Annotated in this window: 22 protein-coding genes; 13 read left to right on the top strand and 9 right to left on the bottom strand. The window is 35.7% G+C overall.

Annotation, left to right across the window (positions count from 1 at the left end; all coding sequences use genetic code 11):
• Window position 1: 1 nt before the first annotated feature.
• Window positions 2-2518: a type I DNA topoisomerase gene (topA, locus tag ACHRWY_RS25885; RefSeq protein ID WP_395358612.1), complete on the bottom strand. Its 2517-nt coding sequence runs from the start codon at window positions 2516-2518 to the stop codon at window positions 2-4.
• Between the two features lie 559 nt (window positions 2519-3077).
• Here topA and miaB point away from each other — a divergent pair.
• The 9 genes from miaB (at window position 3078) to ACHRWY_RS25840 (ending at window position 14132) form a co-directional block, all read left to right on the top strand.
• Window positions 3078-4523: a tRNA (N6-isopentenyl adenosine(37)-C2)-methylthiotransferase MiaB gene (gene miaB / locus ACHRWY_RS25880; protein WP_395358610.1), complete on the top strand. Its 1446-nt coding sequence runs from the start codon at window positions 3078-3080 to the stop codon at window positions 4521-4523.
• Window positions 4524-4666: 143 nt separating this feature from the next.
• Complete coding sequence (locus ACHRWY_RS25875; RefSeq protein ID WP_395358608.1) at window positions 4667-5920, top strand: sigma-54 interaction domain-containing protein; 1254 nt, start codon at window positions 4667-4669, stop codon at window positions 5918-5920.
• A gap of 102 nt (window positions 5921-6022) precedes the next feature.
• Window positions 6023-6544: an LptE family protein gene (locus ACHRWY_RS25870; RefSeq protein WP_395358606.1), complete on the top strand. Its 522-nt coding sequence runs from the start codon at window positions 6023-6025 to the stop codon at window positions 6542-6544.
• An 88-nt stretch (window positions 6545-6632) separates the two neighbouring features.
• Window positions 6633-8123, top strand: coding sequence for a hypothetical protein (locus ACHRWY_RS25865; protein ID WP_395358604.1), 1491 nt, complete (start codon window positions 6633-6635; stop codon window positions 8121-8123).
• Window positions 8124-8126: 3 nt separating this feature from the next.
• Window positions 8127-8465: a preprotein translocase subunit SecG gene (gene secG / locus ACHRWY_RS25860; RefSeq protein ID WP_395358602.1), complete on the top strand. Its 339-nt coding sequence runs from the start codon at window positions 8127-8129 to the stop codon at window positions 8463-8465.
• A gap of 140 nt (window positions 8466-8605) precedes the next feature.
• A complete protein-coding gene (gene groES / locus ACHRWY_RS25855) occupies window positions 8606-8881 on the top strand; it encodes a co-chaperone GroES (RefSeq protein WP_012023920.1) in 276 nt (91 codons plus the stop codon).
• Between the two features lie 83 nt (window positions 8882-8964).
• Window positions 8965-10593 (top strand): chaperonin GroEL, encoded by a 1629-nt coding sequence (gene groL / locus ACHRWY_RS25850; protein ID WP_395358600.1) that lies wholly within the window; start codon window positions 8965-8967, stop codon window positions 10591-10593.
• A 292-nt stretch (window positions 10594-10885) separates the two neighbouring features.
• Window positions 10886-12088, top strand: coding sequence for an ectonucleotide pyrophosphatase/phosphodiesterase (locus ACHRWY_RS25845; RefSeq protein WP_395358598.1), 1203 nt, complete (start codon window positions 10886-10888; stop codon window positions 12086-12088).
• A 337-nt stretch (window positions 12089-12425) separates the two neighbouring features.
• Window positions 12426-14132 (top strand): amidohydrolase, encoded by a 1707-nt coding sequence (locus ACHRWY_RS25840; RefSeq protein ID WP_395358596.1) that lies wholly within the window; start codon window positions 12426-12428, stop codon window positions 14130-14132.
• A gap of 171 nt (window positions 14133-14303) precedes the next feature.
• Here the strand turns inward: ACHRWY_RS25840 and ACHRWY_RS25835 are convergent, their stop codons facing one another.
• From ACHRWY_RS25835 to ACHRWY_RS25815, 5 genes are all read right to left on the bottom strand, one after another.
• Window positions 14304-15143, bottom strand: a complete 840-nt coding sequence (locus ACHRWY_RS25835) for an oxidoreductase (protein ID WP_395358594.1) — start codon at window positions 15141-15143, stop codon at window positions 14304-14306.
• A 91-nt stretch (window positions 15144-15234) separates the two neighbouring features.
• Entirely contained in the window at window positions 15235-16143 is a 909-nt protein-coding gene (locus ACHRWY_RS25830) for a helix-turn-helix domain-containing protein (RefSeq protein WP_395358592.1), read from the bottom strand.
• Between the two features lie 123 nt (window positions 16144-16266).
• Window positions 16267-17796 (bottom strand): SulP family inorganic anion transporter, encoded by a 1530-nt coding sequence (locus tag ACHRWY_RS25825; RefSeq protein ID WP_395358590.1) that lies wholly within the window; start codon window positions 17794-17796, stop codon window positions 16267-16269.
• 265 nt (window positions 17797-18061) lie between these two features.
• Complete coding sequence (locus tag ACHRWY_RS25820) at window positions 18062-18271, bottom strand: hypothetical protein (protein WP_395358588.1); 210 nt, start codon at window positions 18269-18271, stop codon at window positions 18062-18064.
• Window positions 18272-18318: 47 nt separating this feature from the next.
• A complete protein-coding gene (locus ACHRWY_RS25815; protein WP_395358586.1) occupies window positions 18319-19299 on the bottom strand; it encodes a hypothetical protein in 981 nt (326 codons plus the stop codon).
• 179 nt (window positions 19300-19478) lie between these two features.
• Between ACHRWY_RS25815 and ACHRWY_RS25810 the strand changes: the two genes are divergently transcribed.
• Window positions 19479-20480: a sensor histidine kinase gene (locus tag ACHRWY_RS25810; protein ID WP_395358584.1), complete on the top strand. Its 1002-nt coding sequence runs from the start codon at window positions 19479-19481 to the stop codon at window positions 20478-20480.
• Window positions 20450-21163, top strand: a complete 714-nt coding sequence (locus tag ACHRWY_RS25805) for a LytR/AlgR family response regulator transcription factor (RefSeq protein ID WP_395358582.1) — start codon at window positions 20450-20452, stop codon at window positions 21161-21163. The genes ACHRWY_RS25810 and ACHRWY_RS25805 overlap by 31 nt, the downstream gene beginning before the upstream one ends.
• A 136-nt stretch (window positions 21164-21299) precedes the next feature.
• On the opposite strand, the gene ACHRWY_RS25800 is transcribed toward ACHRWY_RS25805, so the two are convergent.
• Window positions 21300-21704 (bottom strand): helix-turn-helix domain-containing protein, encoded by a 405-nt coding sequence (locus ACHRWY_RS25800; protein WP_395358580.1) that lies wholly within the window; start codon window positions 21702-21704, stop codon window positions 21300-21302.
• Window positions 21705-21980: 276 nt separating this feature from the next.
• On the opposite strand from ACHRWY_RS25800, the gene ACHRWY_RS25795 reads away from it, so the two are divergent.
• Entirely contained in the window at window positions 21981-22502 is a 522-nt protein-coding gene (locus ACHRWY_RS25795; protein ID WP_395358578.1) for a hypothetical protein, read from the top strand.
• Window positions 22503-22688: 186 nt separating this feature from the next.
• The gene (locus ACHRWY_RS25790) at window positions 22689-23156 is read left to right on the top strand and encodes a hypothetical protein (RefSeq protein WP_395358576.1); all 468 of its coding nucleotides are present in this window, start codon (window positions 22689-22691) and stop codon (window positions 23154-23156) included.
• A gap of 296 nt (window positions 23157-23452) precedes the next feature.
• On the opposite strand, the gene ACHRWY_RS25785 is transcribed toward ACHRWY_RS25790, so the two are convergent.
• Entirely contained in the window at window positions 23453-23770 is a 318-nt protein-coding gene (locus ACHRWY_RS25785) for a GIY-YIG nuclease family protein (RefSeq protein WP_395358574.1), read from the bottom strand.
• Between the two features lie 681 nt (window positions 23771-24451).
• Window positions 24452-25060: a YkgJ family cysteine cluster protein gene (locus tag ACHRWY_RS25780; protein ID WP_395358572.1), complete on the bottom strand. Its 609-nt coding sequence runs from the start codon at window positions 25058-25060 to the stop codon at window positions 24452-24454.
• Window positions 25061-25262 lie beyond the last annotated feature (202 nt).

Raw genomic sequence — 25262 nt, 5'->3', positions numbered from 1 at the left:
TTTATTTCTTTTTAGCAGCTGTTTTTTTAGCCGGAGCTTTCTTTGTGGTTGCAGCTTTTTTTGCTGGTGCCTTTTTTGCCGGTGTCTTTTTAGCAATCATTTCCTGAACTTCTGCTAATGTTAATTTTGTAGCATCAACATCTTTACTTAATTCAATTTTAATTTTACCTTTTGTAATAACCGAGCGGCCCCAACGAGCCTTTTCAACCAAAATCCCTTCGTCTTCCCAATTGTGAAGTACTTTATCTATATTTTTTTGTAACTTATCTTCAATTAGTTCTTCTACTTCCTGTTGTGATAAATTATCGAAATTGTATTTTTTACTTACATTGATAAAAATACCGTTCCATTTGATGAACGGACCAAAACGCCCTACACCTTTTTGAACCCCTTCGCCTTTGTAAACTGCTATTGGCGCATCTGCAATGGCTTTTTCGTCAATTAACTCCTGCGCTCTTTCTTTAGACAAACTTAGAGGATCTTCTCCTTTTGGCAATGAAATAAACACACTTCCGTGACGAACATAAGGACCGTAACGACCATTACTAACTTCAACTTCTTCTCCTTTATATTCCCCTAAGTTTTTAGGCAATAAAAACAAGTTCAATGCTTCTTCCAGCGTAATGTTTCCGATATTCTGATCAGACATTAAACTGGCAAACTTTTTATCTTCATCGTCTGCTTCTCCAATTTGAGCCATTGGACCAAATTTTCCTAAACGAACTGAAACCTGTCTTCCGTCAGCATCTTTTCCTAAGATTCTTTCTCCGCTTTCGCGCTCTGCATTTGCTTCAACCTCTTTTACATTTGGGTGAAATTTATTGTAAAACTCCTGCATCATGATCGCCCAGTCGATATTTCCTTCGGCAATTTCATCAAAATCCTGCTCTACTTTTGCAGTAAAGTTATAATCTAAAATATTTCCGAAATTCTTTACTAAGAAATCCGTAACGATTGTCCCGATATCTGTTGGAACTAATTTCCCTTTATCTGAACCTGTATTTTCTTTAAGCAGCTTTTCCCCTACTTTACTATTTTGTAATGTAAGTTGGGTATAATTACGTTCCTGTCCTTCAAGAGTTCCTTTTTCAACATAATTTCTGTTGATGATAGTCGAAATAGTTGGTGCATAAGTAGACGGACGTCCAATTCCTAATTCTTCTAATTTTTTTACCAGCGAAGCTTCTGTATATCTTGCCGGAGGTCTTGAGTATCTTTCGGTTGCTGTAATATAATTATTGGCCAGTTTTTCGTTTACTTTCAAGGCAGGCAACATTCCTTCCTGTTCTTCCTCATCATCATCGTGACCTTCTAAATATACTTTTAAGAAACCTTCAAAAAGTAAAACTTCTCCTGAAGCTGTAAAAATTTCATCGTGATTATGCGCTTCGATTTTTACATTTGTTCTTTCTAATTGTGCATCACTCATTTGAGATGCCAATGTTCTTTTCCAGATCAAATCATACAAACGAGCCTGGTCACGATCGATATTTACCGTGTGACGTGACATATCAGTCGGACGAATTGCTTCGTGCGCTTCTTGTGCTCCTTTGCTTTTATTGGCAAAAGTTCGGGGCTTTGAAAATTCTTTTCCGTATGATTTTATGATTTCAGCTTCAGCGGCATCCATTGCATCTTTAGAAAGGTTTACACTATCGGTTCTCATATAGGTAATAAGTCCCGCTTCGTATAAACGTTGTGCAAGTTGCATGGTGATTCCAACTGGCAAATACAATTTTCTGGCTGCTTCTTGTTGTAAAGTAGAAGTTGTAAAAGGCGCTGTTGGTGATTTTTTGGTAGGCTTAGTTTCTAAATCGGCTACCTTATATTGTGATCCGATGTTTTTATTTAAAAAATCTTCGGCTTCTTTTTTAGTATTGAAGTTTTTTGGCAATTTGGCTTTGAAAGCTTTTCCTGCTTCATTTACAAATTCTGCTACAATTGAATAACTTGCAACTGCATTAAAGTTTTGAATTTCGCGTTCTCTCTCTACGATCAAACGAACTGAAACTGATTGTACACGACCTGCAGACAAACCTCCTTTAATTTTTCTCCATAAAACCGGAGACAGTTCATACCCTACCAAACGGTCTAAAACACGACGTGCCTGTTGTGCGTTTACTAAATTATAATCAATTTCTCTCGGGTTGTCGATTGCTTTAAGAATCGCAGACTTTGTAATTTCGTGAAAAACAATTCGTTTCGTTTTTTTAACATCTAGTTTTAGTTCTTCCGCCAGGTGCCATGAAATAGCCTCCCCCTCGCGGTCCTCATCACTTGCTAACCAAACCATTTCGGCATTCTTAGATAGTGTTTTCAATTTGCTGACCAAAGCTTTTTTATCCGGAGAAACTTCATATTTAGGTTTAAAACCATTCTCTACATCTACTCCTATTTCCTTTGATGGTAAGTCAGCTATATGTCCGTAGCTAGACTCTACCTGAAAATCACTTCCCAGAAATTTCTCTATCGTTTTCGCCTTTGCAGGTGACTCCACTATTACTAAATTCTTTGCCATTGCTCTATTTTTCTGCAACAAAAGTATCTATTTTTTTTAAATATCAACCTCGTGAATGCATTTTTGAGTTATTTTAATATTATGTTTCCTAAAATTACAGATTTATCTGTATTCGCACTTATTATATATATAGGTATAATTTTAAAAGGTTTATAACCGAGAAATGTTCTTTTTAAAACCCTAAATCCCTGGCCCGGATTACTTCACTATATTTCATTTTAAGCGGAGTTCAGTGAATTTCATTTAAAGTAAAAAGCCCGGAGTAAAAATGCAAAAGTTTCTTGTTTTAAAAAAGCAACCAAGGGAAGCTCTTTTTAAAACATTAGGACCTTTGCGGTTTTTATGAGGACTTGTAACGGAAAGCCGGAAATCGCTCCTTATTATTTTTATTGCAGATTTTAGAGTTAAGATTTTAGATTTTCATAGCAGCTCTTAAAAAAAACTTGTCTTCAGCTACATTTCAACAATCTAAAATCTAAATCTAAACTCTAAAATTTCTTTTCTGCCATCTTGTCATCTTTATACCTTTTACGTTATCTTTGCACTTTGAAATTATACAATGGAAAAGATTATTGAAGAAAGCAAGCAGGGTGAAAGTCTTGTTTTAGAAAATAAACCTGAGAATACTAAAAAACTTTTTATAGAAAGTTACGGTTGTGCGATGAATTTTTCGGATAGTGAAATCGTAGCTTCCATTTTATCCATAAACGGATACAATACGACACAAACTCTTGAAGATGCCGATTTGGTTTTGGTAAACACCTGCTCGATCCGGGATAAGGCGGAACAAACTATTCGCAAACGTCTGGAAAAATATAATGCTGTAAAACGTATTAATCCAAAAATGAAGGTGGGCGTCTTGGGCTGCATGGCCGAGCGTTTAAAAAGTCAGTTTTTAGAAGAAGAAAAGATAGTAGATCTTGTTGTTGGGCCTGATGCTTACAAAGATTTACCTAATTTACTGGCAGAAGTTGAAGAAGGTCGTGATGCCATCAATGTTATTTTATCGAAAGAGGAAACATACGGAGATATTTCACCTGTTCGTTTGATGAGTAACGGAATTACAGCATTAGTTTCGATCACTCGTGGTTGTGACAATATGTGTACGTTTTGCGTTGTCCCATTTACACGTGGCCGCGAGCGTAGCCGTGAACCTCAAAGCATAATGTCTGAAATTCAGGATTTATGGGACAAAGGTTTTAAGGAAATTACACTTTTAGGTCAAAATGTTGACAGCTATCTTTGGTACGGAGGCGGCTTGAAAAAAGATTTCGTAAATGCCTCAGAAATGCAAAAAGCAACTGCCGTTGATTTTGATCAGTTGCTTGAAATGGTTGCAATTGGATTTCCTAAAATGCGTATTCGGTTTTCGACTTCTAATCCTCAGGATATGCACGAAAGTGTATTGCATGTTATTGCGAAACATCCAAATATTTGTAAACACATTCACTTACCGGTTCAATCGGGAAGTAACAGAATCCTAAAAGAAATGAATCGTTTGCATACCCGTGAAGAATATATGACTCTGATTGACAAAATCAGAACAATTATTCCGGATGCTTCGATTTCACAGGATATGATTGCCGGTTTCCCAACAGAAACAGAACAAGATCATCTGGATACAATGAGCTTAATGGAATACGTAAAATACAATTTTGGTTATATGTATTCGTATTCTGAACGCCCGGGAACTTTGGCCGGAAGAAAAATGGAAGATGATGTTCCGGAAGAAACCAAAGCCCGAAGATTACAGGAAATTGTCGATTTGCAACAAAAACATGCCTGGTACAGAAGCGAGGAATTCGTGGGTCAAACGGTTGAAGTTTTAGTCGAAAAAGTTTCAAAAAAATCAACTGAGGAATTTTCAGGAAGAAACTCCCAAAGCATCACGGTAGTTTTTCCAAAAGAGAATTATAACATTGGAGATTTCGTAAACGTAAAAATCGAAAGCTGTACTTCAGGAACACTAAAAGGAAAAGCAGTTGGGCTGAGTAGCATGAATTAAATTGTTTCAGGTTTCAAGTTTCAGGTTATTTGTGTAACTTGAAACATTAAACTTAAAACAAAAATATAAGCACGAGGTTAAAAGTTAAATTTCAGTTTTTAATGAGAAGCTGAAACAAACAAAAACTTGAAACAAAAATTTACATGGAAACAGTTCAAGCAATAAAACAGCGATTTGAGATTATTGGAAATGATCCAAAATTAAATCGCGCCATTGAAAAAGCCATTCAGGTTGCTCCTACTGATATATCAGTAATGGTAACCGGGGAAAGTGGTGTTGGTAAAGAAAACATTCCAAGAATAATCCATTCGCTTTCTCACAGAAAGCATGGTAAATATATTGCTGTAAACTGTGGAGCAATTCCGGAAGGAACTATTGACAGTGAACTTTTTGGTCACGAAAAAGGTGCTTTTACAGGTGCTACAAGCACACGTGAAGGATATTTTGAAGTAGCAGACGGCGGAACTATTTTTCTGGATGAAGTTGGTGAATTACCCCTAACAACACAGGTTCGTTTGCTTCGTGTACTTGAAAATGGCGAATTTATAAAAGTAGGTTCGTCTCAGGTTCAAAAAACCAATGTTCGAATTGTAGCGGCTACAAACGTAAACTTATTCAACGCTATTGAAAAAGGAAAATTCCGTGAAGATTTGTATTATCGTTTAACTACTGTCGAAATTACTTTACCCCCTTTACGCGAAAGAAACGAAGACATTCATTTATTATTCCGGAAATTTGTTGCCGATTTTGCGCATAAATATAAAATGCCTCCGTTAAAGTTAGATGATGATGCCGTACAGCTTTTGCAAAAATTCAGATGGAACGGAAACATTCGTCAGTTGCGAAATGTAGCAGAACAAATTTCGGTTTTAGAAACCAATCGCGACATTACGCTTGCTACTTTACAATCATATTTACCAACTGAAGGGACTAATTTACCTTCGGTAATTAGTGATAAGAAAAAAGAAAGCGACTTTAGCACTGAAAGAGACATTTTGTACAAAGTTCTTTTTGATATGAAAAGTGATTTGAATGATTTAAAAAAACTCACTTTAGAATTGATGAAAAACGGAACAAAAGTACAAGACATCAATCCCAATTTGATTCAGAAAATATACGGCTCACAGGAAAACGACAGTGAAATAGATTTTGAAGAAGAACCAGGAACAGCTGTGATGACTCCGGCAACGCGCGAAGACAATTATCAGATGCAGGACGATAATTATTTGTTTGCCGAAACGATTGAAGAGGAAGAAGTATTACGTTTAGAACAAAAAGAAATCGAAATGATCAAAAAATCATTAGAAAAAAATAAAGGAAAACGAAAAGCAGCAGCTGATGAACTGGGTATTTCGGAACGAACTTTATACCGAAAAATTAAACAATTTGACCTATAATTAAGAAATTCCAAAAAAAACAGATTCCAAATTGCTTCGCCAGCGACCGGTCCAAATAGTTATATTTGAAAAAAAATGGAATTTTATTACTACAATGATTTTATGAAAAAAATATATTCTTTATTAGCCTTAATGAGCCTCTTTTTACTAAGCGGCTGCGGAGTTTACAACTTTACAGGAAGAGCAGGGCAAATCGACGCCAAAACTTTTCAGGTTAATTTTTTCCAGAATAATGCCGACCTGATCGAGCCGGGAATCGACAGACAATTTACATTGGCTTTGCAGGATTTAATTCAAAATCAAACCAATTTGAATTTAGTAAGCAATAGCGGGGATTTGGTTTATGAAGGAGAAATTATCGATTACAGAATAACCCCAATGACCGCAACTGCTGTAACAACAGGCAGTGAAGCGGGGGCAGCTCAAAACCGTTTGACGATTCGTATAAATGTTCGATTCACTAACAAAAAGAAGGAAACAGATGATTTCGAAAAATCTTTCGAATTTTATTATGATTTCGCCGGAAACTCGTTACCAACACCTGCCATCTTAAGTACTGCGATTCAGACTATTTTTGAGCGAATTACACAGGATATATTTAATGAGTCCTTAGCCAAGTGGTAAAATAGTGCTGATTTGTTTACTAATCACAGACAATGGGTTTTATAAACGATTAAAAAGAACAGACAAAGATTTAAAACAAGAATAAAAAATGAATGTTACTGATTATACCTACTTAATGAACAAACCCGATGCGATCAGAGAAAAGCAGGCGGACGCATTAGGAAGTGTTTTGAATGAATTTCCGTATTTTCAAAGTGCCAGAGCATTACGATTAAAAGGACTATACAATCAAAATAGCTTTAAGTATAATTATGCCTTAAAAGTTACAGCTGCCCATACCACTGATCGTGCAGTTTTATTTGATTTTATCACTTCAGAGGCTTTTACCTCTATTCAGAGTGAGTATTACGATCAAAAGTTAAAAGATCTTTTAGAAATTAAAGTTTTTGACAGTGAGATCGTTTCATTTGAAGAAATCAGGAAAACAGGCGAAATTAAAATCGACCCAATCGAGCAGTCTATTCTGAATTCGATAAGAGAAGCGACAAGTACAACTTTTGAAGAACCTGTAAAAATAGCAGAGCAACCAATTGAGTTAATCGATGAACAATCCTTTTTAGATTCTTTTAAAGAAGTGACAACTGTAACTTTTGAAGAGCCTGCAAAAATTGAAGAGCCTAAAATTGAGCCCATTACAGTAGAATCTATTTTAGATTCGTTTAAAGAAGTGGCAACAGTAACTTTTGAAGAACCTGTAAAAACAGACGAACCTAAAATTGAGCCAATTACAGAGCAATCTATTTTAGATACTTTTAAAGAAGTAACACCAACAACTTTTGAAGAACCAGCAAAAACAGAGGACAACTTAATTGTTGAACAAACCATCTTAGACTCGATCAAAGAAGCTTCAACAGTTACTTTTGAAGAACCTTCAAAAATTGAGGAGCCAAAAACTGAACCTATTGCAGAACAACAACCTATTAAAGAAACTATGCCTACCTTTTTTGAAGAAATAGTCGAGGATGAAATTCCGGAAGTACAAGTTGATCCTATAGAAGAATCTGTATTAATTTCTATTAAAGAAGCTACAACAGTAGTTTTTGAAGAACAAAAAGCCAAAGAAGAAGCAAAAACGGAAGAAGAACCAAAAGAAATGGAGGTTCCGGAAACAGTAAAAACTGCCGAAGAAAATCTCGAAATAGGAAAACCATTGGATTTTTCTGTCAATGAAAAACATTCTTTTCAGGAATGGCTGCAACTATCCAGAACTGAACCTATTGACCGAACTGATGACGTTTCGAATGATAACGTCATGCCAACAGTAGCTGAAGCTGAAAAAATAGAGGAAGAGAAAAAGAAAAAGGCAGAAATAATCGATAAATTTATCGAAACAAACCCAAAAATTTCACCTATAAAACAGACTGCAATTACCCCTGCAGTACAATTTGACCTAAATAAAGAAGATAATTCTTATTTAATGACAGAGACTTTGGCCAGAGTATATTTGGAACAAAAAAAATATACAAAAGCAATACAAGCATATGAAATATTAATTTTGAAATATCCAGAAAAAATTAGTTTCTTTGCAGACCGCATTTCGGATATAAAGATTTTACAACAAAATAACAATAATAATTAAGCAATGAGCACATTTTCAATTTTTTTAGTTTTAATCACAATAGTTTGTTTTCTATTGATCGTAGTAATCATGGTTCAAAACCCTAAAGGAGGCGGATTATCGTCTACAATTAGTGGAACTCAAATGTTAGGCGGAGTACAAAAAACGACAGACTTTTTAGACAAAAGTACCTGGACATTGGCTACTATTTTGATTGCTTTAATTTTACTTTCAAGCTTAAGCTTTACAGGATCATTAAACGATACAGGATCTAAAATTATTGAAAAAACTGAAGCGCCTGCAACTACGCCAGCTGCTCCAGTGCAACAAACACCTGCTCCGGCAGCTCCTGCAGCAAAATAATAAATTTAAAATAAAATTAAAATGCCAGCCTGTCAAAGCTGGCATTTTTTTTAAGAAATAATGTCAGTTTTAAGAGCATGGCACAATTTCTGAAAGTTAACAGAGCATAAAAAAACGTATAACTATAATAATATAAAATCATGGCCTTAAACATTAAACCGCTTTCAGATCGCGTACTTATCGAGCCTGTTGCAGCTGAAACTAAAACTGCCTCAGGGATTTTTATTCCGGATACTGCCAAAGAAAAACCACAAAAAGGAACTGTCGTTGCAGTAGGAAACGGATCTAAAGATCACACTATGACCGTAAAAGTTGGTGATACTGTTCTTTATGGTAAATATGCCGGAACAGAATTAAAACTGGAGGGAACTGATTATTTGATCATGCGTGAGGATGATATCCTTGCAATTATCTAAAAAACAAGTATTAAGTTCTGAGTACTAAGAATTAAGACTGCGGTAACTTGAAACAAACAAAACTTTAAACAAAATTTAAAAAAATGGCAAAAGATATAAAATTTGATATTGAAGCACGTGACGGATTAAAACGTGGTGTTGACGCATTAGCAAATGCTGTAAAAGTAACTCTTGGACCAAAAGGTCGTAACGTAATTATCGGAAAATCATTTGGTGGACCAACCGTTACTAAAGATGGTGTTTCTGTTGCAAAAGAAATCGAATTAAAAGACCCATTAGAAAATATGGGCGCGCAAATGGTTAAGGAAGTTGCTTCTAAAACTAATGATCTGGCGGGTGACGGAACTACAACTGCTACAGTTTTAGCTCAGGCTATCGTTAAAGAAGGTTTAAAAAACGTTGCTGCAGGAGCAAATCCAATGGATTTGAAACGTGGTATCGATAAAGCTGTTGAAGCTATCGTAGCTGACCTTGCAAAACAAGCTAAAGTAGTTGGAAGTGATTCTGATAAAATCAAACAAATTGCTTCTATCTCTGCAAATAATGACGAAGTGATTGGTGAACTAATCGCTACTGCTTTTGCAAAAGTGGGAAAAGAAGGTGTTATTACTGTTGAAGAAGCTAAAGGAACTGACACTTTCGTGGATGTTGTTGAAGGTATGCAGTTTGACAGAGGATATCTTTCTCCATACTTCGTAACAAACCCTGAGAAAATGGAAGTTGAATTAGACTCTCCATACATCTTATTATACGACAAAAAAGTATCTTCTTTAAAAGAATTACTTCCGGTTTTAGAGCCAGTTGCTCAATCAGGAAAACCATTATTGATTATTGCTGAAGATGTTGACGGAGAAGCTCTTTCAACTCTTGTAGTAAACAAATTGAGAGGTGCCCTTAAAATTGCTGCTGTAAAAGCTCCTGGTTTTGGAGACAGAAGAAAAGCAATGCTAGAAGACATCGCAATCTTAACTGGCGGAACGGTAATTTCTGAAGAAAGAGGATATACTTTAGAAAATACAACTATCGAAATGTTGGGAACTGCAAAAAGAGTTTCTATCGATAAAGACAACACTACTATTGTAAGTGGTGCCGGTGAAGCTGACATTATCAAAAACAGAGTAAACCAAATTAAAGCTCAGATGGAGACTACTACATCTGATTATGATAAAGAAAAATTGCAAGAACGTTTGGCTAAATTAGCTGGTGGTGTTGCTGTTCTTTATGTTGGTGCTGCTTCTGAAGTTGAAATGAAAGAGAAAAAAGACAGAGTAGATGATGCTTTACATGCAACTCGTGCTGCTGTTGAAGAAGGAATCGTTGCTGGTGGTGGTGTAGCATTATTAAGAGCAAAAGCTGCATTAGCGGATCTTAAAGCTGACAACGCTGACGAAGCAACCGGAATTCAGATTGTATCCCGCGCTGTTGAATCTCCATTAAGAACTATTGTTGAAAATGCAGGCCTTGAAGGTTCTGTAGTAGTAGCAAAAGTAGGTGAAGGTTCTGGTGATTTTGGATACAATGCCAAAACTGATGAATATGTAGACATGCTTAAAGCAGGAATTATCGATCCTAAAAAAGTAACTCGTGTAGCATTAGAAAATGCTGCCTCTGTTGCCGGAATGATCCTTACTACAGAATGTGCATTAATTGATATTAAAGAAGAAAGCGCTGGCGGAATGCCAATGGGTGGCGGTATGCCGGGAATGATGTAATCGTTCTTTACTTCTTACTTATAAACGCCAGATCTGATCTGGCGTTTTTTTTTTGCCGCAGATTTTCAAAGATTAAAAAGTTTTTTTTTCTCCACGACACAAGCGATAATGAACGGACAAAGTAATTTCACGCATTTTTACGAATTATTTTTTTAAGCCTTATCCATAAAATTAGCACTAATCTGTAGTAGCTTTTAGCTTTTAACGAGCCAAAGTTTTTCTTTAGTTTAACATTCTCTTTTTAATTAAAAAATCGTTTATCAGTAAATTTGCAGTTCTATAAAATTGCAAAATGAGAAAATTCACAACTCACCTATTACTTTTTACATTCTTACTTCTTACCACCTTTTCATATTCTCAAACCAATAAAGATGCTTATGTCGTTTTAGTTTCTATGGATGGATTTCGCTGGGACTACCAGAAACAGTTTAATCTCCCAAATCTAAAACAAATTGCAAAAGAAGGTGTTCATGCCAAGTCAATGAAACCTTCCTATCCCAGTAAAACTTTCCCGAATCATTATGCTATTGTAACAGGGCTTTATCCGGATCATCACGGTATTATTAATAACGTCTTTTATGATGCACAACTAAACGAATCGTTTTCATTGTCATCGAACGCCAAAAATGATTCACGCTTTTATGGTGGAAATCCCATTTGGAATGTGGCCGAACAACAAGGCGTAAAAACAGCTTCTTTCTTTTGGCCGGGATCTGATATTGACAAAAGAAATCCTGGTATTTATAAAAATTACGACAATAAAATTCCGTACGGAGCCAGAATTGATACGGTTCTAAAATGGCTACAGCTTCCTGAGAAACAACGTCCGCATTTGATTACTTTATATTTTGATGAACCCGATCATACCGGACATAATTTTGGACCGCTTTCTCCCGAAAATAAAAAAATGGTCATTAAAATGGATTCGATTATGGGGCAATTATCCCGAAGATTAGATCAATTGGCCATTAGAAAACAGATCAATTTAATTATTGTTTCAGATCACGGAATGGCGGATATTAGCAACGATAAAAAAGTAGCGGTTCTGGATTACCTAAAACCGGAATGGTTGGGTTATAAAGATGTAATCAATCCTATTATGAGCCTTCAGGCAAAACCGGGTTATCAGGATTCTATTGCAAAAGCTTTAAAAAAAGTACCACATATTAAGTTCTGGAAATCCAGCGAAGTTCCTAAAAGATTGCATTACGGAACTAATCCGCGTGTGCATGATTTTGTTATTGAAGCCAAAAAGGGGTATAGTCTGGCAAAAGACAAAACTCAAAATATAAAAGGCGGAACGCACGGTTATGATAATAACGAGAAAGACATGCATGCTATTTTTTATGCAAAAGGCCCGGCTTTTAAAGTAAACAAAGAAGTAAAAACGTTTCAGAATGTTTCGGTTTATCCTTTAATTGCACATATTTTAAACCTTAAAATTGATGACGTAGACGGGAAGTTTAGAGAAGTAAAGAATATGCTGCTAAATTAGAGAATGCATTAATTAGATAATTTGTCAATTGCATTAATTGTAGACAACATAAATAGACTCCAGCTTTAACTGGAGTTATTCGATGAGGCAAAAAAAGGCTTTAGCCGAACTTTAAAGTTTGGCTAAAGCCTTTTTCATAGCTCATTTATTCCTCCAGTTAAAACTGGAGTCTATCCAACATTACATATATAGAATAAATTCAAATTTGACGTTTTTCATTATTTGACATCAAACATATTCTATTGTAAATAAACCATCTAGCGCATTAATATATTTCCTAACTTTAATACATCTTACAAAAAAAAGTCTTTATTGCTGCATTCAAAATTCTAAACAAATGAAAAAAACATTTACATTATTCATCATTCTTATTTTAGTTAGTTGCAAAAAAGAAGTTACAAATCCTGCCGATGCTATTTATTTTGACGGTGATATTATTACAATGGAAGGCGACAAACCCAATTATGCAGAAGCTGTTGCAATAAAAGATGGCAAAATCATTTTTGTTGGATCAAAGTCAGAAGCAGAGAAATTTCATGGCGATAAAACCCAACTAAATGATCTAAAAGGCAACACACTACTTCCTGGGTTTATAGATGCACATGGACATGTTTGGAATGCTGGTTTTCAGGCTGTATCTGCCAATTTACTTCCGGCACCAGATGGCACTGGCAATGATATCCCTACCCTTATTTCCTTACTAAAAGAATGGAATATTAAAAATCCAAAAGCAGTTGGTAAATACGGCTGGATTGTTGGTTTTGGTTATGACGATGCTCAATTGAAAGAAAAACTCCCTCCTACTGCTGATGATTTAGACAAAGTATCTACAACAGTTCCTGTATTAATTATTCATCAATCAGGGCATTTGGCCGTTATGAATCATAAAGCTTTAGAATTTGCAGGCTATACTTCAGCTTCAAAAGATCCCGCCGGCGGTGTGATTCGAAGAAAAGAAGGAACCACGGAACCCAATGGTGTTCTTGAAGAAATGGCCATGTTTATTCCGTTATTCAAAATAATGGGAACGTTGGATCAGACTGCGAATGTAAAAATTGCCGAAGCAGGAATTGCTGCTTACACCAAATTTGGATTTACAACAGCGCAGGAAGGCCGCGCCAGCAGTGATGCCTGTAACACTTGGAAAAAACTGGCTGATGAAGGTAAACTTACTATAGATGTTGCCGCTTATCCGGACATTCAAAGTCAAATGGCATACATGAAAGCAAATGGAGTTCAAAAAGAATATAAAAACCACTTTAGGATTGCCGGTGTAAAACTTTCCTTTGACGGATCTCCACAAGGCAAAACGGCCTGGTTAACTAAACCCTACAAAGTTCCGCCACCCGGAAAACCAAATACTTATGCAGGCTATCCCGCTTTTCCAAAAGAAAGTGACGCTATCGCTTTGGTAGATTCAGCTTATGCTAATAACTGGCAAATTTTAGCACATTGTAATGGGGATGCTGCTATTGATGAATATATAAAAGCAGTGCGAAATGCCACTAATTTATACGGAGCAAAAGACCGAAGATCTGTTGCTATTCATGCCCAAACAGCACGTTTTGATCAGCTTGATTCTATGAAAGTTCTAAAAATTATACCTTCCTTTTTCGGAATGCATACTTATTATTGGGGTGATTGGCACAGAGACGAAACTTTAGGAAAAGAACGAGCTTATCGCATTTCGCCAGCTGCAACGGCATTAAAAAAGGGAATGATTTTCACAGAACATCATGATGCACCTGTGGCTTTACCTAACAGTATAATGATATTATATTCGACCGTAAACAGAATCAGCAGATCCGGTGATGTTATTGGTCCCCAAGAAAGAATAAGTCCTTATGATGCTTTGCGATCTATAACGAGCTGGGCGGCTTATCAATATTTTGAAGAGAAAACAAAAGGCTCTATCAAAACAGGAAAGCTAGCCGATTTTGTTATTTTGGATAAAAATCCGTTAAAAGGCGATCCGAAAAAAATAATTGATATTCAGGTTTTGGAAACTATTAAAGAGGGAAAATCAGTTTATAAAAAAAATTAGGAATGGGATCATTAGAGAATGTGCCAATTAGAAAATTAGATAATTTGTCCATTGAATTAAATTGTAGATAACATCAATAACCTCCATCTTTAGCTGGAGTCTATTCAAAAAAATTTCATTTTTAAGACACCGTAATTAATTATCTAATTGGCACATTTTCTAATTATCGAATTAAAACCCTGTCGAAACAGAAACCGTTTTCCAGTTCTTTAAATCCTCCTGAACAGTTTCTATTTTTAGGTTTGCCATATCATATGCATCTTGTCCTAAGAATAAATGCAAAGGAGGATTTTCTTCGTGGCTAATTTTTATTAAAGCTTCTGCTAATTTTTCAGGATCTCCCGGTTGATTTTGGTTGATATCGTCTTTGTGCGCACTTTCAGATTGTCTTACCTCTTTATAATCTGCAATTGGATTTTGAGGCAATAATAACGAACTGTCTTTTAAGAAATCAGTTCTAAAATAACCCGGATATACAATAGTGGCATTGATCCCGAATGGTTTTACTTCTGCTGCCAATGATTCTGTTAAACCTGCAACTGCAAATTTTGTCGAACAGTAAATTCCCCAACCCGGAAAATTACCCGAATAACCCCCAACAGATGAAATATTAAAGATTTGTCCCGATAGATTGGCACGCATATACGGAACCGTATTTCTAATTACGTTCAACAATCCGAAAACATTTACCTCATAGTTTTTTCTGGCTTCGGCATCTGTTAATTCTTCTAATGCACCTAATAATCCGTAACCTGCATTGTTTACTAAAACATCAATTGTTTTAAAATGACTTACGGCTACTTCAATTGCATTTTTTACACTTCTTTCATCAACTAAATCCATTTCCAGCGGAAGAAAGTTTTCTGATGGATTTCCAAGTACTTTAATCAAGACGTCTTCACTTCTTGATGTTGCAGCTACTTTGTAACCTTCATTCAATAATTTTTTAGCCAATTCTAATCCAAGTCCTTTTGAAGCACCTGTAATAAACCAAACTTTGTTATTTTCCATGATTTTAAATTTTTACGTTTTAATTACAGGACAAAGGTATTGGCGAAGTGCTTCTAAAAAATTAAAGGAATCAAACAAGAAGTTACAAAAATCAAATAATTTCAGTCACGCGATAGGTTTTAGGTGAAACCTGAGTGTTTTTCTTGAAAAAATTAATAAAATGAGACAATTCTTCAAAGCCAAGACAAAACGCAATTTCATTAATATTCCAATTGGTTTGTTTCAGCAGTATCATCGCTTCCTGAACAATCCTTTCGGATATAATCTGCGAAGTGGTTTTTCCGGTCGTTTCTTTTAGAGCTTTATTGAGATGATTCACATGAACATTTAACTGATTCGCAAATTCTGAAGGGGATCGAAAGTTAATTTGCTGCGAAATAGATTCAATAGGAAACTGTCGTTCCAGCAATTCCATAAATAAAGAAGACACTCTTATTGTAGCATTCGATTTACTGTATAATGAAGCAGTTACCGTTTGAGTTTTCAGCGCGAGATGTATAATTTCAAAAACCAGATTTCGAAGCACATCATATTTAAAGGCATAATCTGAGTTGATTTCATCAAACATTTTGAGATACACCTTTTTTAAAGACTCTGCTAATTCTGTTGAGACCGGAACAATCGGATTTCCTCCGGGCTGAAACAAAGGATATTCTTTTAAATTCCCAAACTGACTAAAAAAAGCATCGGTAAAAATGCAGAAAAATCCGGTTTGATTTTCATCAATATGTTCCCAACTGTACGGAATTTGAGGATTGGCAAAAAACAAAGCCTGATCTTCAATCGATACAACTTTATCAGCATAATGTACTTTGTTCTTCCCTACGATCAGACTTATTTTGTAAAAGTCCTTTCGGGTATAAGGCAATGGATTACAAGTGCTTCCGATATAGTCATCGAGTTTAAAAACATTAAAATGTCCGATTTCTTTTTTAAGGTTCTCAGGCATTCCTTTTATTTTCACCGTATAAAAATCTTCGAGGGTTTCTTTCAGTTTCATGTGGCAAAGTTACAAAAATCAATCTTTCTAATTAAATAATCTGGCAATGAGAAAATGTGATAATGATAAGGCGATACAGAAAACAGGAAAGAATCTTTGATTTGGTATTAATCAATTTTCTAATTAACTAACCACTTTATATGTAGGATCTTCAATCACATTTACTTTAATTACGGCTTCGGCATTTTTAAGTAATGTAATACAATCCGGACTTAAGTGTTCCAGTTCGATTACTTTATTGATCTCACTGTATTTCCTGGTCAGATTATTCAACGCTTCAATTGCCGACATATCTGCAACACGGCTTTCTTTAAAATCGATAATCACATGTTCGGGATCGTTTGCAATATCAAACTTTTCTGTAAAAGCAGCAATTGAACCAAAAAACAACGGTCCGTAAATGTAGTAATGTTTTACTCCTGCTTCATCGATAAAATGTCTTGCGCGAATGTGTTTGGCACTTTCCCAGGCAAAGACCAAAGCCGAAATGATTACGCCAATCAAAACCGCCAAGGCCAGATTGTGCAGCACAATAGTAACCACAGCAACTAAAATACCCACAAAAATATCATGTTTGGGCATTTTATTGATGATCCTGAAACTTGCCCATTCAAAAGTGGTAATGGCAACCATCATCATTACGCCAACTAAAGCCGCCATGGGCAATTTACCAATTACGGGGGCTCCAAAAAGAATGATGATCAAAATCGTCAAAGAAGCAATAATTCCCGAAAGTCGGGCCCTTGATCCCGCCGACAGGTTCACTAAAGTTTGGGCAATCATTGGGCAACCCCCCATTCCGAAAAAGAAACCGTTTAAGATATTCGAACTTCCCTGAGCGATACATTCACGATTGCTGTTTCCGCGTGTTCCTGTAATCTCATCAACCAGATTCAGCGTAAGCAAACCTTCGGTTAAGCCAACCGCGGCAACTATTACAGAATACGGAAATATCACTTTAAAAGTCTCTGCAGAAATTGGAATATCAGGGATGTGAAACGGAGGAAATCCGCCCTGAACAGATGCGATATCTTCTACCGTTTTGGTTTCGATATTAAAAATCAGTACAATCGCAAACACCACCATTATAGCGACCAATGAAGCCGGAACTGCTTTTGTGATCTTTGGAAAAAGCAACACAATACTAATCGTAAGTGCAACCAAACCTAGCATAATATACAATGGCGTTCCCTGTAACCAGGTCGTTTCGCCATTTACAATGGTTTTAAACTGTTCTAACTGCGACATAAAAATAACAACCGCCAGACCGTTTACAAAACCAAACATAACGGGTTGCGGCACTAACCGAATAAATTTACCAAGTTTAAAAAGCCCGATACAAATTTGTATTACTCCACCAAGTGCAACGGCAGCAAAAACGTATTCGATTCCGTGCGACTTCATCAGGGCGATCAAAACAATAACCGTTGCTCCTGCCCCGCCGGAAATCATTCCGGGCCTTCCGCCAAAAATTGCCGTAACCAAACCTGCTATAAAAGCGGCGTACAAACCTACCAAAGGTGGAAATCCGGCCAAAATAGCAAACGACAACGATTCGGGAATCATGGTCATCGCAACAGTAAAACCGGCTAAAATTTCATTTTTGTAATTGACTTTTTGGGTAAAATCGAAGAGTTGGAAAGCTTTTTTCATAAGTGGCAAAGGTAGAAAATAATGACTAAAAAGAGCATTAACCTTTTTCAAATCTGAGAAAGCTTTATTAAAAAACAAGCCTGTAAACCATTAATCTAAAACAGGTTTTTAAACAGCAAAACCAAAAGCGTAAGGATAAAATTTATCATAATAAGATTTTATTTTGAGAAGCAATATTCGCACAAAATTATTTATAAAACAGTATATAAACCTGCGTATTTATACCTGTTTTAAAAAATTAACACTGTTCAACCTGAATACCGTATTAATCGAGTATATTACAGGTATAGCCCAGACATTTTACATATTCAATAATCTGATTCGATTGTAAATCAGCACCTTCGACACGCAGGATTTTATCACAATCTTCTAAATCAAAATTAACTTTATACGTTGGGAACTCTCTTTGAATGATGGCGATAATATAATTTGTATCCGTTTCTTTCTGAACGTTTGTTTTAAAAACTTCAACCATGATTTTTAATTTTATTACAATTCTTTTAAATCAGTACTATTTATTCCTTAAAACGGATTATACGAAATTCCAATTCTAAAATAGCCCTGAGCATCTTCCTTTTGATCATAAATGTAGTTAGACGTTCGTTCCCCCCTTTCTGTTACACGCGTACTCAAAACATTATTAACACCGGCTTTAAACAACCCGATTATTTTTGGTGCAAAACGATATTCATAGGTAATTCCGGATTTTAATTCTAACTGATTCAATTCGTAAACCCCTTTTAGCCGGGCATTGTTTAAGTTGAGATAAAAATTCTCCGGATTCAGTTCGGTTCCTAAGCCTATGCGTCCGTTTTCCAGCAATTCTCTTCTAAACAAAAGGCGTTGCGGCAAAATAAAATCAATATCCCATTTAGAGTTTTCGAACTTATGGTTGTATGTAAAAAGTGGTGTAATTGGGATAATCGAAGAAGGATCCAGCATCGCCAGGGCACCAATAGTAATCGTGGTACTGGCCGTTCTTTTTAGTACAATACTTGCGGTTACAAAACCTTTAACACGTTGCACATTGTCCTGATTTCCGTCAACCGTTGCAGTAGCATTGTAAATAATAGGTTTATGAAAAAGAGTCGACATATAAGTAGCGCTTAAAGCCGCTGCAAAAAAATGAATTTCTTCTTTTTCTCTCGTGTAAGGAACAGCCGAGTTTACGTTGTAAATATCTCCAAACTCATACGTTTCGTATTTATAACGAAGCGAACTCGTCAAAACAAAACGTTTCGATTGTGAAGCAAAAAAGGGCACATTGACAGAAGCTTTCAGTCGATTATGGCTTTCGATCCTGCCCCTCTCAAAACGATCTCCAAAAAGTTTCGAATCAAAATTGGCGGGTCCTAATTGTTCGTATTGTACATCTATAATTCGGGTTGTCGGAAACTTATCGGTTACCGCTTTTACAACGCTTTTTATTGGGGCCTCTTTTTCCTGAGCCATTGTTCGTACAGACGCACATATAATTAAAACATAGATGATTTTTGTTTTCATAAACCCGTATATTAAAATTTGTTTTTTTAGAAGATTAAAACCCGGAGCAAATGTAATGGGCAAGTCTTTATTATAATAGCACAATTATACCAATGGCGTATCATTTATACCAATGGCGTTCGTATAATTTATCCTTCACAACCTATTAAAAACTATAATATTACCCTAATTTTGCCGTTATGAAGATCCTTAAAATTTATCAGAACTTTTTTCTCCGGAACATCTTTGTAAACACCATCATTTATGGTATTATCCTGGCTTGTATTTATGATGAAGTCAGGCTTGACGGACGCAGCTGGAATTATATTCTGAGTAAAATTGCCATTGGGTATTTCCCGTGCATTATCTGGATTACCGTTTTTAATATGTGCATTATTAAGCCTTTTTTGTTCCGGAAAAAGCTTAAACTTTTTTTTGCACTTATGATCGTGTACTGGACGGGTTTTTATTTTTTTATGAACTGGTTTTTTCCAATGGCAGGGCTCGGAAACTTAAAAACGCTTCAGATATTATCGCTTATTATCAACGGAACTTTCTTTTATTTTATTCATATTGTCATCACGAAAAAAGTCTCTGAAACCAACAAAGAAATCATTAATTTCAAGTCAGAACTTTCGTTTTTGAAACAACAGCTTAATCCGCATTTTTTACTGAATGCAATGAATAATCTGTACGGAGAATCGTTGTCTGATCCCGATAAATTGCCGGACAGAATCCTGAATCTTTCAGACATGCTGCGCTACCAGATTGAAGCAACCAAAAAAGATTATGTTTTACTGGAAGAAGAAATTGCGTTTATTAAAAAATACATTGAATATTACACTTTCCAGAACGAACGTCTTGAGGTAACGCAACATTTTGAAGGCGATTTTGATAATATCGATATTCCGCCTTTGTTCTTTTTGCCTTTGGTAGAAAATGCCGTTAAATTCTCGGCCGAAACTGCTGCGCCTTTTATTATTGTAGATGTAAAAGTAAAATGCAACCAACTGACTTTTACTTTAAAGAACAATTATTTAGAATCGGGTTCGCGGCTTTCGAGCACAGGAATTGGGATCGAAAACCTAAAAAGACGTCTTGAAGTCTACGGTTTACGACATGAACTCGACTGCAAAAAAGAAAAGAATACCTTTATCGTAAAATTAAAAATATGGCAATTACCTACCGCTGTCTTATCATAGACGATGAATCGCCGGCACATAAAGCTTTGGCCTCGCACATCTCTAAATTTGACGATCTGGAACATTCCGGAAGTGCTTTTAGCGGTATGGAAGCTGTAAAAATGCTCAACGAAAACACCTACGACATTATTTTTCTGGATATTAATATGCCCGTAATTTCGGGTGTCGAATTGATGGAACTACAACCCAAAAGGCCGCTTACGATTGTCACCACAGCTTATTCTGATTTTGCGCTTTCGGCCTACCAAAACGATGCTATCGATTATTTACTCAAACCTATTTCGTTCGAAAAATTCTCGAAAGCCATCGAAAAAGCCAAGATTTATTTCTCTGGAAATAGTGTAAAAAAGGAAAGTTCAACAACCGAAAAAACATTCTCATATCGCGCCAACGGACAGGTTTTCGACACGCTTTTAAGCGATATTCTCTATATCGAAAGTCTGGGCAACTACATGAAACTGTACAGCAAAAAACTAAAATCGCCTATAATTATCTACGGTTCGCTCTCAAGCATTGCCACAGAAATTGACAACACCAATTTCATACAAATACATCGCTCTTATATTGTAAATATCCGCGAAATTACAGCGGTAACGTTTAAATCGCTTACCATGTCGAATACCGCAATTATTCCGGTGGGAAGAAAATATCAGATTTTACTAGATAATTTGATAATTAGATAATCTAAGAAAATTAGATAATTAGATTATTTGAAAAGCTCAACTTTTATGGTTGGGCTTTTTTTGTTTTGGGTTTTCAATAAACAAAAAAAGAGACTTTTCACAAAGTCTCTTTTTAAAATATATCGTCTACAAAAAATTATTCCTTTTTAAACAATTTCTCTAAATACTCCACTTTATCTTTCTCTGCCTGAACTAAACGTTCATAAAGTTCTACTACTTTGTCTAACGGATTGAAAGTACAATTATTATTTAATGTTCCTTCAGTACCAAAGTTACTGCTCGAAACTGTCTCATTAAAAGTATTGAAATAATTAATTACAGCATCATCACTATAATTTTTAATGGCTTCGGCAGAAACGCCTAATGCTTCGGCGATGGCTTTTAGTTTTTCTTCATCCACATTTTCAGTTCCTTCAATAATAGAAATAGATTGCTGACTTGTACCAATTGCAAATGCCAGTGCTTCTTGTTTCATTCCTCTAAGTTCTCTGATTCGGCTAATATTTCTGCCAATATGTTTTGGTTTTGTTGCTGTGCTCATAATTCAAAGATATTTAAAATTCTGTAAAATTTCCTGTTTTGGTAAAATACAAGTCGGCAATGGTGAGATACAATTTTCAATCTCCTGCGTACTTGTGGTGTATGAAACAAAAATACAATTTTTCGGACAAGTATAAATTAAAAAGTCAAATTATGAAAAGTGCAAACTTCGTTTATTTGATTTTTTTTATACGTTTTCGATAATCTTAAATCTCTTAAACAATTTTAGCTATTTTTAACCATTCAAATCAAACCCCAAAACATAAACCAATCTTTAATGGCTAAAATAAAGTTAACCTTATTAATTCTTGCCTGTTTCTCATTTTTATTGTCGATAGCTTTAGCAGGAAGCAATTTGACTTTTTATTTTAAGCATAAGGAACTATTTCAAAATCCAAAGCAGTATACCAAAGAATACGTTTTAATAGATTCTACTTATACCAAAACGGTAGGATCTAAAACAAAACGAGATTATACGTATGGTTTTTCTAAAACATTCGACAACTACAACACTACTTTTGATTTGAATGTGCCTGACGGAAGCGCTCTTATCGAAAATGATATTATTGTGGAACCCATTCAGGATCCGTCAAACGAATCTATCTTTCATTACTATGCCTGGGTAAACAAACAACAGAAAATAGGTTATATCGCCAATGAATATGAAGAGTCGATTCAGGACAATTGGATTTTTTTAGATCAAATTCTATATATTAAACTCAATATGTACTGTTTAATTTTTTCGATTGTTGTTTTTATTTGGCTCAAATTATATAAGGTTTTTTCAAAACGAGAATAAATCGTTATGATAAAAGCTGTTTTCATGAACAAAAAAGTTCAAAACTTCGTGCTTTTGAGCCTTTGTGGCAAACAAAAATAAGGTCTTCCTAAATTTCCTTCCAAAAAAAAATCCTCAAAAATGATTTTTCTTACATAAATAATTATCTTAGCGCAGCCACTAATCGTTAATAATAATTGTAGAAAAATGACCCTTTTTAAATTACTATTTGGAGAATCAAAATTAGAATGCCCCAGATGCCTCGGAAAAGGATTTGTTGACTGGGACGACATCCGACGCTTAAACAATCAGCTAAAATGGACACCCGCACCCTGCGCTTATTGTAATGCCACCGGAAAGGTTACCAAAGAAATGCTCTCAAAAGTTGCCGTAAATAATGTCTACCTAACCATTGATTTGCCCGAATCTGAATTGGAAAAAATAAAAAATGGCGATGAAGAAACCTTAGAAAAAGCCAGATTACACGAGCTTTTTATCGATAATCTCATCAAATATGTCCAGCATCACTACACCACCCAAAACATGGATCCCCAAAGCATCGCCGATTTATACCTAAGTACAGAAGATGAATCAGCTCCGTTTTCAGTAGAAAGAGGAAACCTCATCAGCTACATCGAAAAAATAATTAACTCAAAAAGATCCGACCAGAATTAACCTCCCAGTCTGTCATCCTGACGCAGGAAGGATCACACAAGAAACCCGACAAAGTATTGTACTCAAAGTAACTCCGCAAAGATTACACACCAACATAACCTCCCAGTCTGTCATCCTGACGAAGGAAGGATCACACAAGAAACCCGACAAAGTATTGTACACAAAGTAACTCCACAAAGATTACACACCAACATACCCCCGCCCAGTCTGTCATCCTGACGAAGGAAGGATCACACAAGAAGCTCTACAAAGTATTGTACACAAAGTAACTCCACAAAGATTATATCCAGAATAACTTATTCAAAGCGATAATTAAGAAATTCAAAACCTGAATTAAAATTTTTTATTAATTCTATTTTTTTATCCCTTTTCCATCCTTTTAATTCTTTTTCCCTTGCAATTGCCTCGTTGATCCAAGTAAACTTTTCATAATATACTAAAAATTCAACATTATATCTGGACGCAAATGTCTTTGTTCCTGTCTGAATATTCTCTTTGTGTTTTCCCAATCTTTTTTGCAGATTGTTTGTTACGCCAATATAAAAAGTCGATCTATGCTTATTTGTGATGATATAGACATAATAAGTATGATAACCATTTTCTAAATTTATCATTTTTTTTATGCGAATATACTTACTTTTATTGTTTGTTTTGCTGATTTTTTGGGATTTCTTTGCGGAGTTTTCTTGTGTGATCCTTCCTTCGTCAGGATGACAAACTGGGCGGGGGTATGTTGGTGTGCAATCTTTGCGGAGTTTCTTGTGTGATCCTTCCTGCGTCAGGATGACAAACTAGGGGGTATGTTGGTGTGCAATCTTTGCGGAGTTTCTTGTGTGATCCTTCCTGCGTCAGGATGACAAACTGAGGGGTATCTTGGTGTGCAATCTTTGCGGAGTTTCTTGTGTGATCCTTCCTGCGTCAGGATGACAAACTGGGGGGTATGTTCGTGTGCAATCTTTGAGGAGTTTCTTGTGTGATCCTTCCTGCGTCAGAATGACAAAACGAAACCACTTTGATCCTTTGAACCTTTGATCCTTTGAACCTTTGATCCTTTGAACCTTTGAACCTCAAAAGAAAAAAACAGGTATAAATACGGGGTGTCAGAACTTTTTATAGTGGTATTATTGCCCTGAATAATTTTTACTTTAGAATTTAGTTTTCCCCTATGGAAAATTGTTAATGATGCTACATTTTTTTTGGAACAAATTAAGTGGGATTTTAATCTGTAAAACGATTAAAATCCCATTTTTTATTTATGCTTATCCAAAACATACTTTTACATTTAATACTCGCCTTTAAGCGATATTTTCTAATCCGCCGGGGAAAGGTCTGTAGGCGTAATAATGTAAAACTTCTTCGATAGCAAATTTCAGTGCTTCATTAATAGGGAGCAAAATAACTCCCATTTTAAGATCAATCTGAGCCAGTCGCATATAATAATCAGAAAAAACAGGAACGTATTGTCCCTTGTTCATGGATTCTTCGGCATTATTGAAATTTTGGTTTTGCTCTTCTTTTATAATTTTACAAGTGGCTAATCGTAGTTTTCCAAATTTGTCGGTATTGGCGGCATATCCAAAAAGCCGGCATATTAAGCCGCGATAGCGGTAATTGCTACAGCTTCCTCTATGTTGTTCTAAAACGGAAAGCGGGCGGTATAAAAGACAGTTTTTAGTAGTGCTTTTGCTTAATTCGGTTAAGGTTTCCTCGGCTTTGCCATTTAAAAACAAATGAAATGCCCAAGGCAAAAATTCCAAAGGCGAAGCGTCTATACTGGGCGTAGAACAGCATTTGCCACAGCCTGCATTACAATACAAATGAGTCTGGGATTTAAAGGCAGTAATTTCAAATTCAAGACGATCAAACAATGCTTCAACCTGTCTAACCTTCTGTTCTATGTCCATTGTTTTTCTTGTAAGGTAGGCTAATAGAAATGGATCAGGCCAGAACGGTGATTTTATTGTGAATAGTTTGGGGAAGTTTCAGGTTTCAGGTTTCAGGTTTCAGGTTTCAGGTTTCAGGTTTCAGGTTTCAGGTTTCAGGTTTCAGGTTTCAGGTTTCAGGTTTCAGGTTTCAGGTTTCAGGTTTCAGGTTTCAGGTTTCAGG

It is taken from the genome of Flavobacterium sp. FlaQc-48 (assembly GCF_044007335.1).
Lineage (GTDB): Bacteria > Bacteroidota > Bacteroidia > Flavobacteriales > Flavobacteriaceae > Flavobacterium.
This window is presented reverse-complemented; position numbering and strand designations above follow the sequence as displayed.

Coding starts and splice junctions, on each gene's coding strand:
- topA (WP_395358612.1), bottom strand. CDS start 2,518: ATGGCAAAGAATTTAGTAATAGTGGAGTCACCTGCAAAGGCGAAAACG.
- miaB (WP_395358610.1), top strand. CDS start 3,078: ATGGAAAAGATTATTGAAGAAAGCAAGCAGGGTGAAAGTCTTGTTTTA.
- ACHRWY_RS25875 (WP_395358608.1), top strand. CDS start 4,667: ATGGAAACAGTTCAAGCAATAAAACAGCGATTTGAGATTATTGGAAAT.
- ACHRWY_RS25870 (WP_395358606.1), top strand. CDS start 6,023: ATGAAAAAAATATATTCTTTATTAGCCTTAATGAGCCTCTTTTTACTA.
- ACHRWY_RS25865 (WP_395358604.1), top strand. CDS start 6,633: ATGAATGTTACTGATTATACCTACTTAATGAACAAACCCGATGCGATC.
- secG (WP_395358602.1), top strand. CDS start 8,127: ATGAGCACATTTTCAATTTTTTTAGTTTTAATCACAATAGTTTGTTTT.
- groES (WP_012023920.1), top strand. CDS start 8,606: ATGGCCTTAAACATTAAACCGCTTTCAGATCGCGTACTTATCGAGCCT.
- groL (WP_395358600.1), top strand. CDS start 8,965: ATGGCAAAAGATATAAAATTTGATATTGAAGCACGTGACGGATTAAAA.
- ACHRWY_RS25845 (WP_395358598.1), top strand. CDS start 10,886: ATGAGAAAATTCACAACTCACCTATTACTTTTTACATTCTTACTTCTT.
- ACHRWY_RS25840 (WP_395358596.1), top strand. CDS start 12,426: ATGAAAAAAACATTTACATTATTCATCATTCTTATTTTAGTTAGTTGC.
- ACHRWY_RS25835 (WP_395358594.1), bottom strand. CDS start 15,143: ATGGAAAATAACAAAGTTTGGTTTATTACAGGTGCTTCAAAAGGACTT.
- ACHRWY_RS25830 (WP_395358592.1), bottom strand. CDS start 16,143: ATGAAACTGAAAGAAACCCTCGAAGATTTTTATACGGTGAAAATAAAA.
- ACHRWY_RS25825 (WP_395358590.1), bottom strand. CDS start 17,796: ATGAAAAAAGCTTTCCAACTCTTCGATTTTACCCAAAAAGTCAATTAC.
- ACHRWY_RS25820 (WP_395358588.1), bottom strand. CDS start 18,271: ATGGTTGAAGTTTTTAAAACAAACGTTCAGAAAGAAACGGATACAAAT.
- ACHRWY_RS25815 (WP_395358586.1), bottom strand. CDS start 19,299: ATGAAAACAAAAATCATCTATGTTTTAATTATATGTGCGTCTGTACGA.
- ACHRWY_RS25810 (WP_395358584.1), top strand. CDS start 19,479: ATGAAGATCCTTAAAATTTATCAGAACTTTTTTCTCCGGAACATCTTT.
- ACHRWY_RS25805 (WP_395358582.1), top strand. CDS start 20,450: ATGGCAATTACCTACCGCTGTCTTATCATAGACGATGAATCGCCGGCA.
- ACHRWY_RS25800 (WP_395358580.1), bottom strand. CDS start 21,704: ATGAGCACAGCAACAAAACCAAAACATATTGGCAGAAATATTAGCCGA.
- ACHRWY_RS25795 (WP_395358578.1), top strand. CDS start 21,981: ATGGCTAAAATAAAGTTAACCTTATTAATTCTTGCCTGTTTCTCATTT.
- ACHRWY_RS25790 (WP_395358576.1), top strand. CDS start 22,689: ATGACCCTTTTTAAATTACTATTTGGAGAATCAAAATTAGAATGCCCC.
- ACHRWY_RS25785 (WP_395358574.1), bottom strand. CDS start 23,770: ATGATAAATTTAGAAAATGGTTATCATACTTATTATGTCTATATCATC.
- ACHRWY_RS25780 (WP_395358572.1), bottom strand. CDS start 25,060: ATGGACATAGAACAGAAGGTTAGACAGGTTGAAGCATTGTTTGATCGT.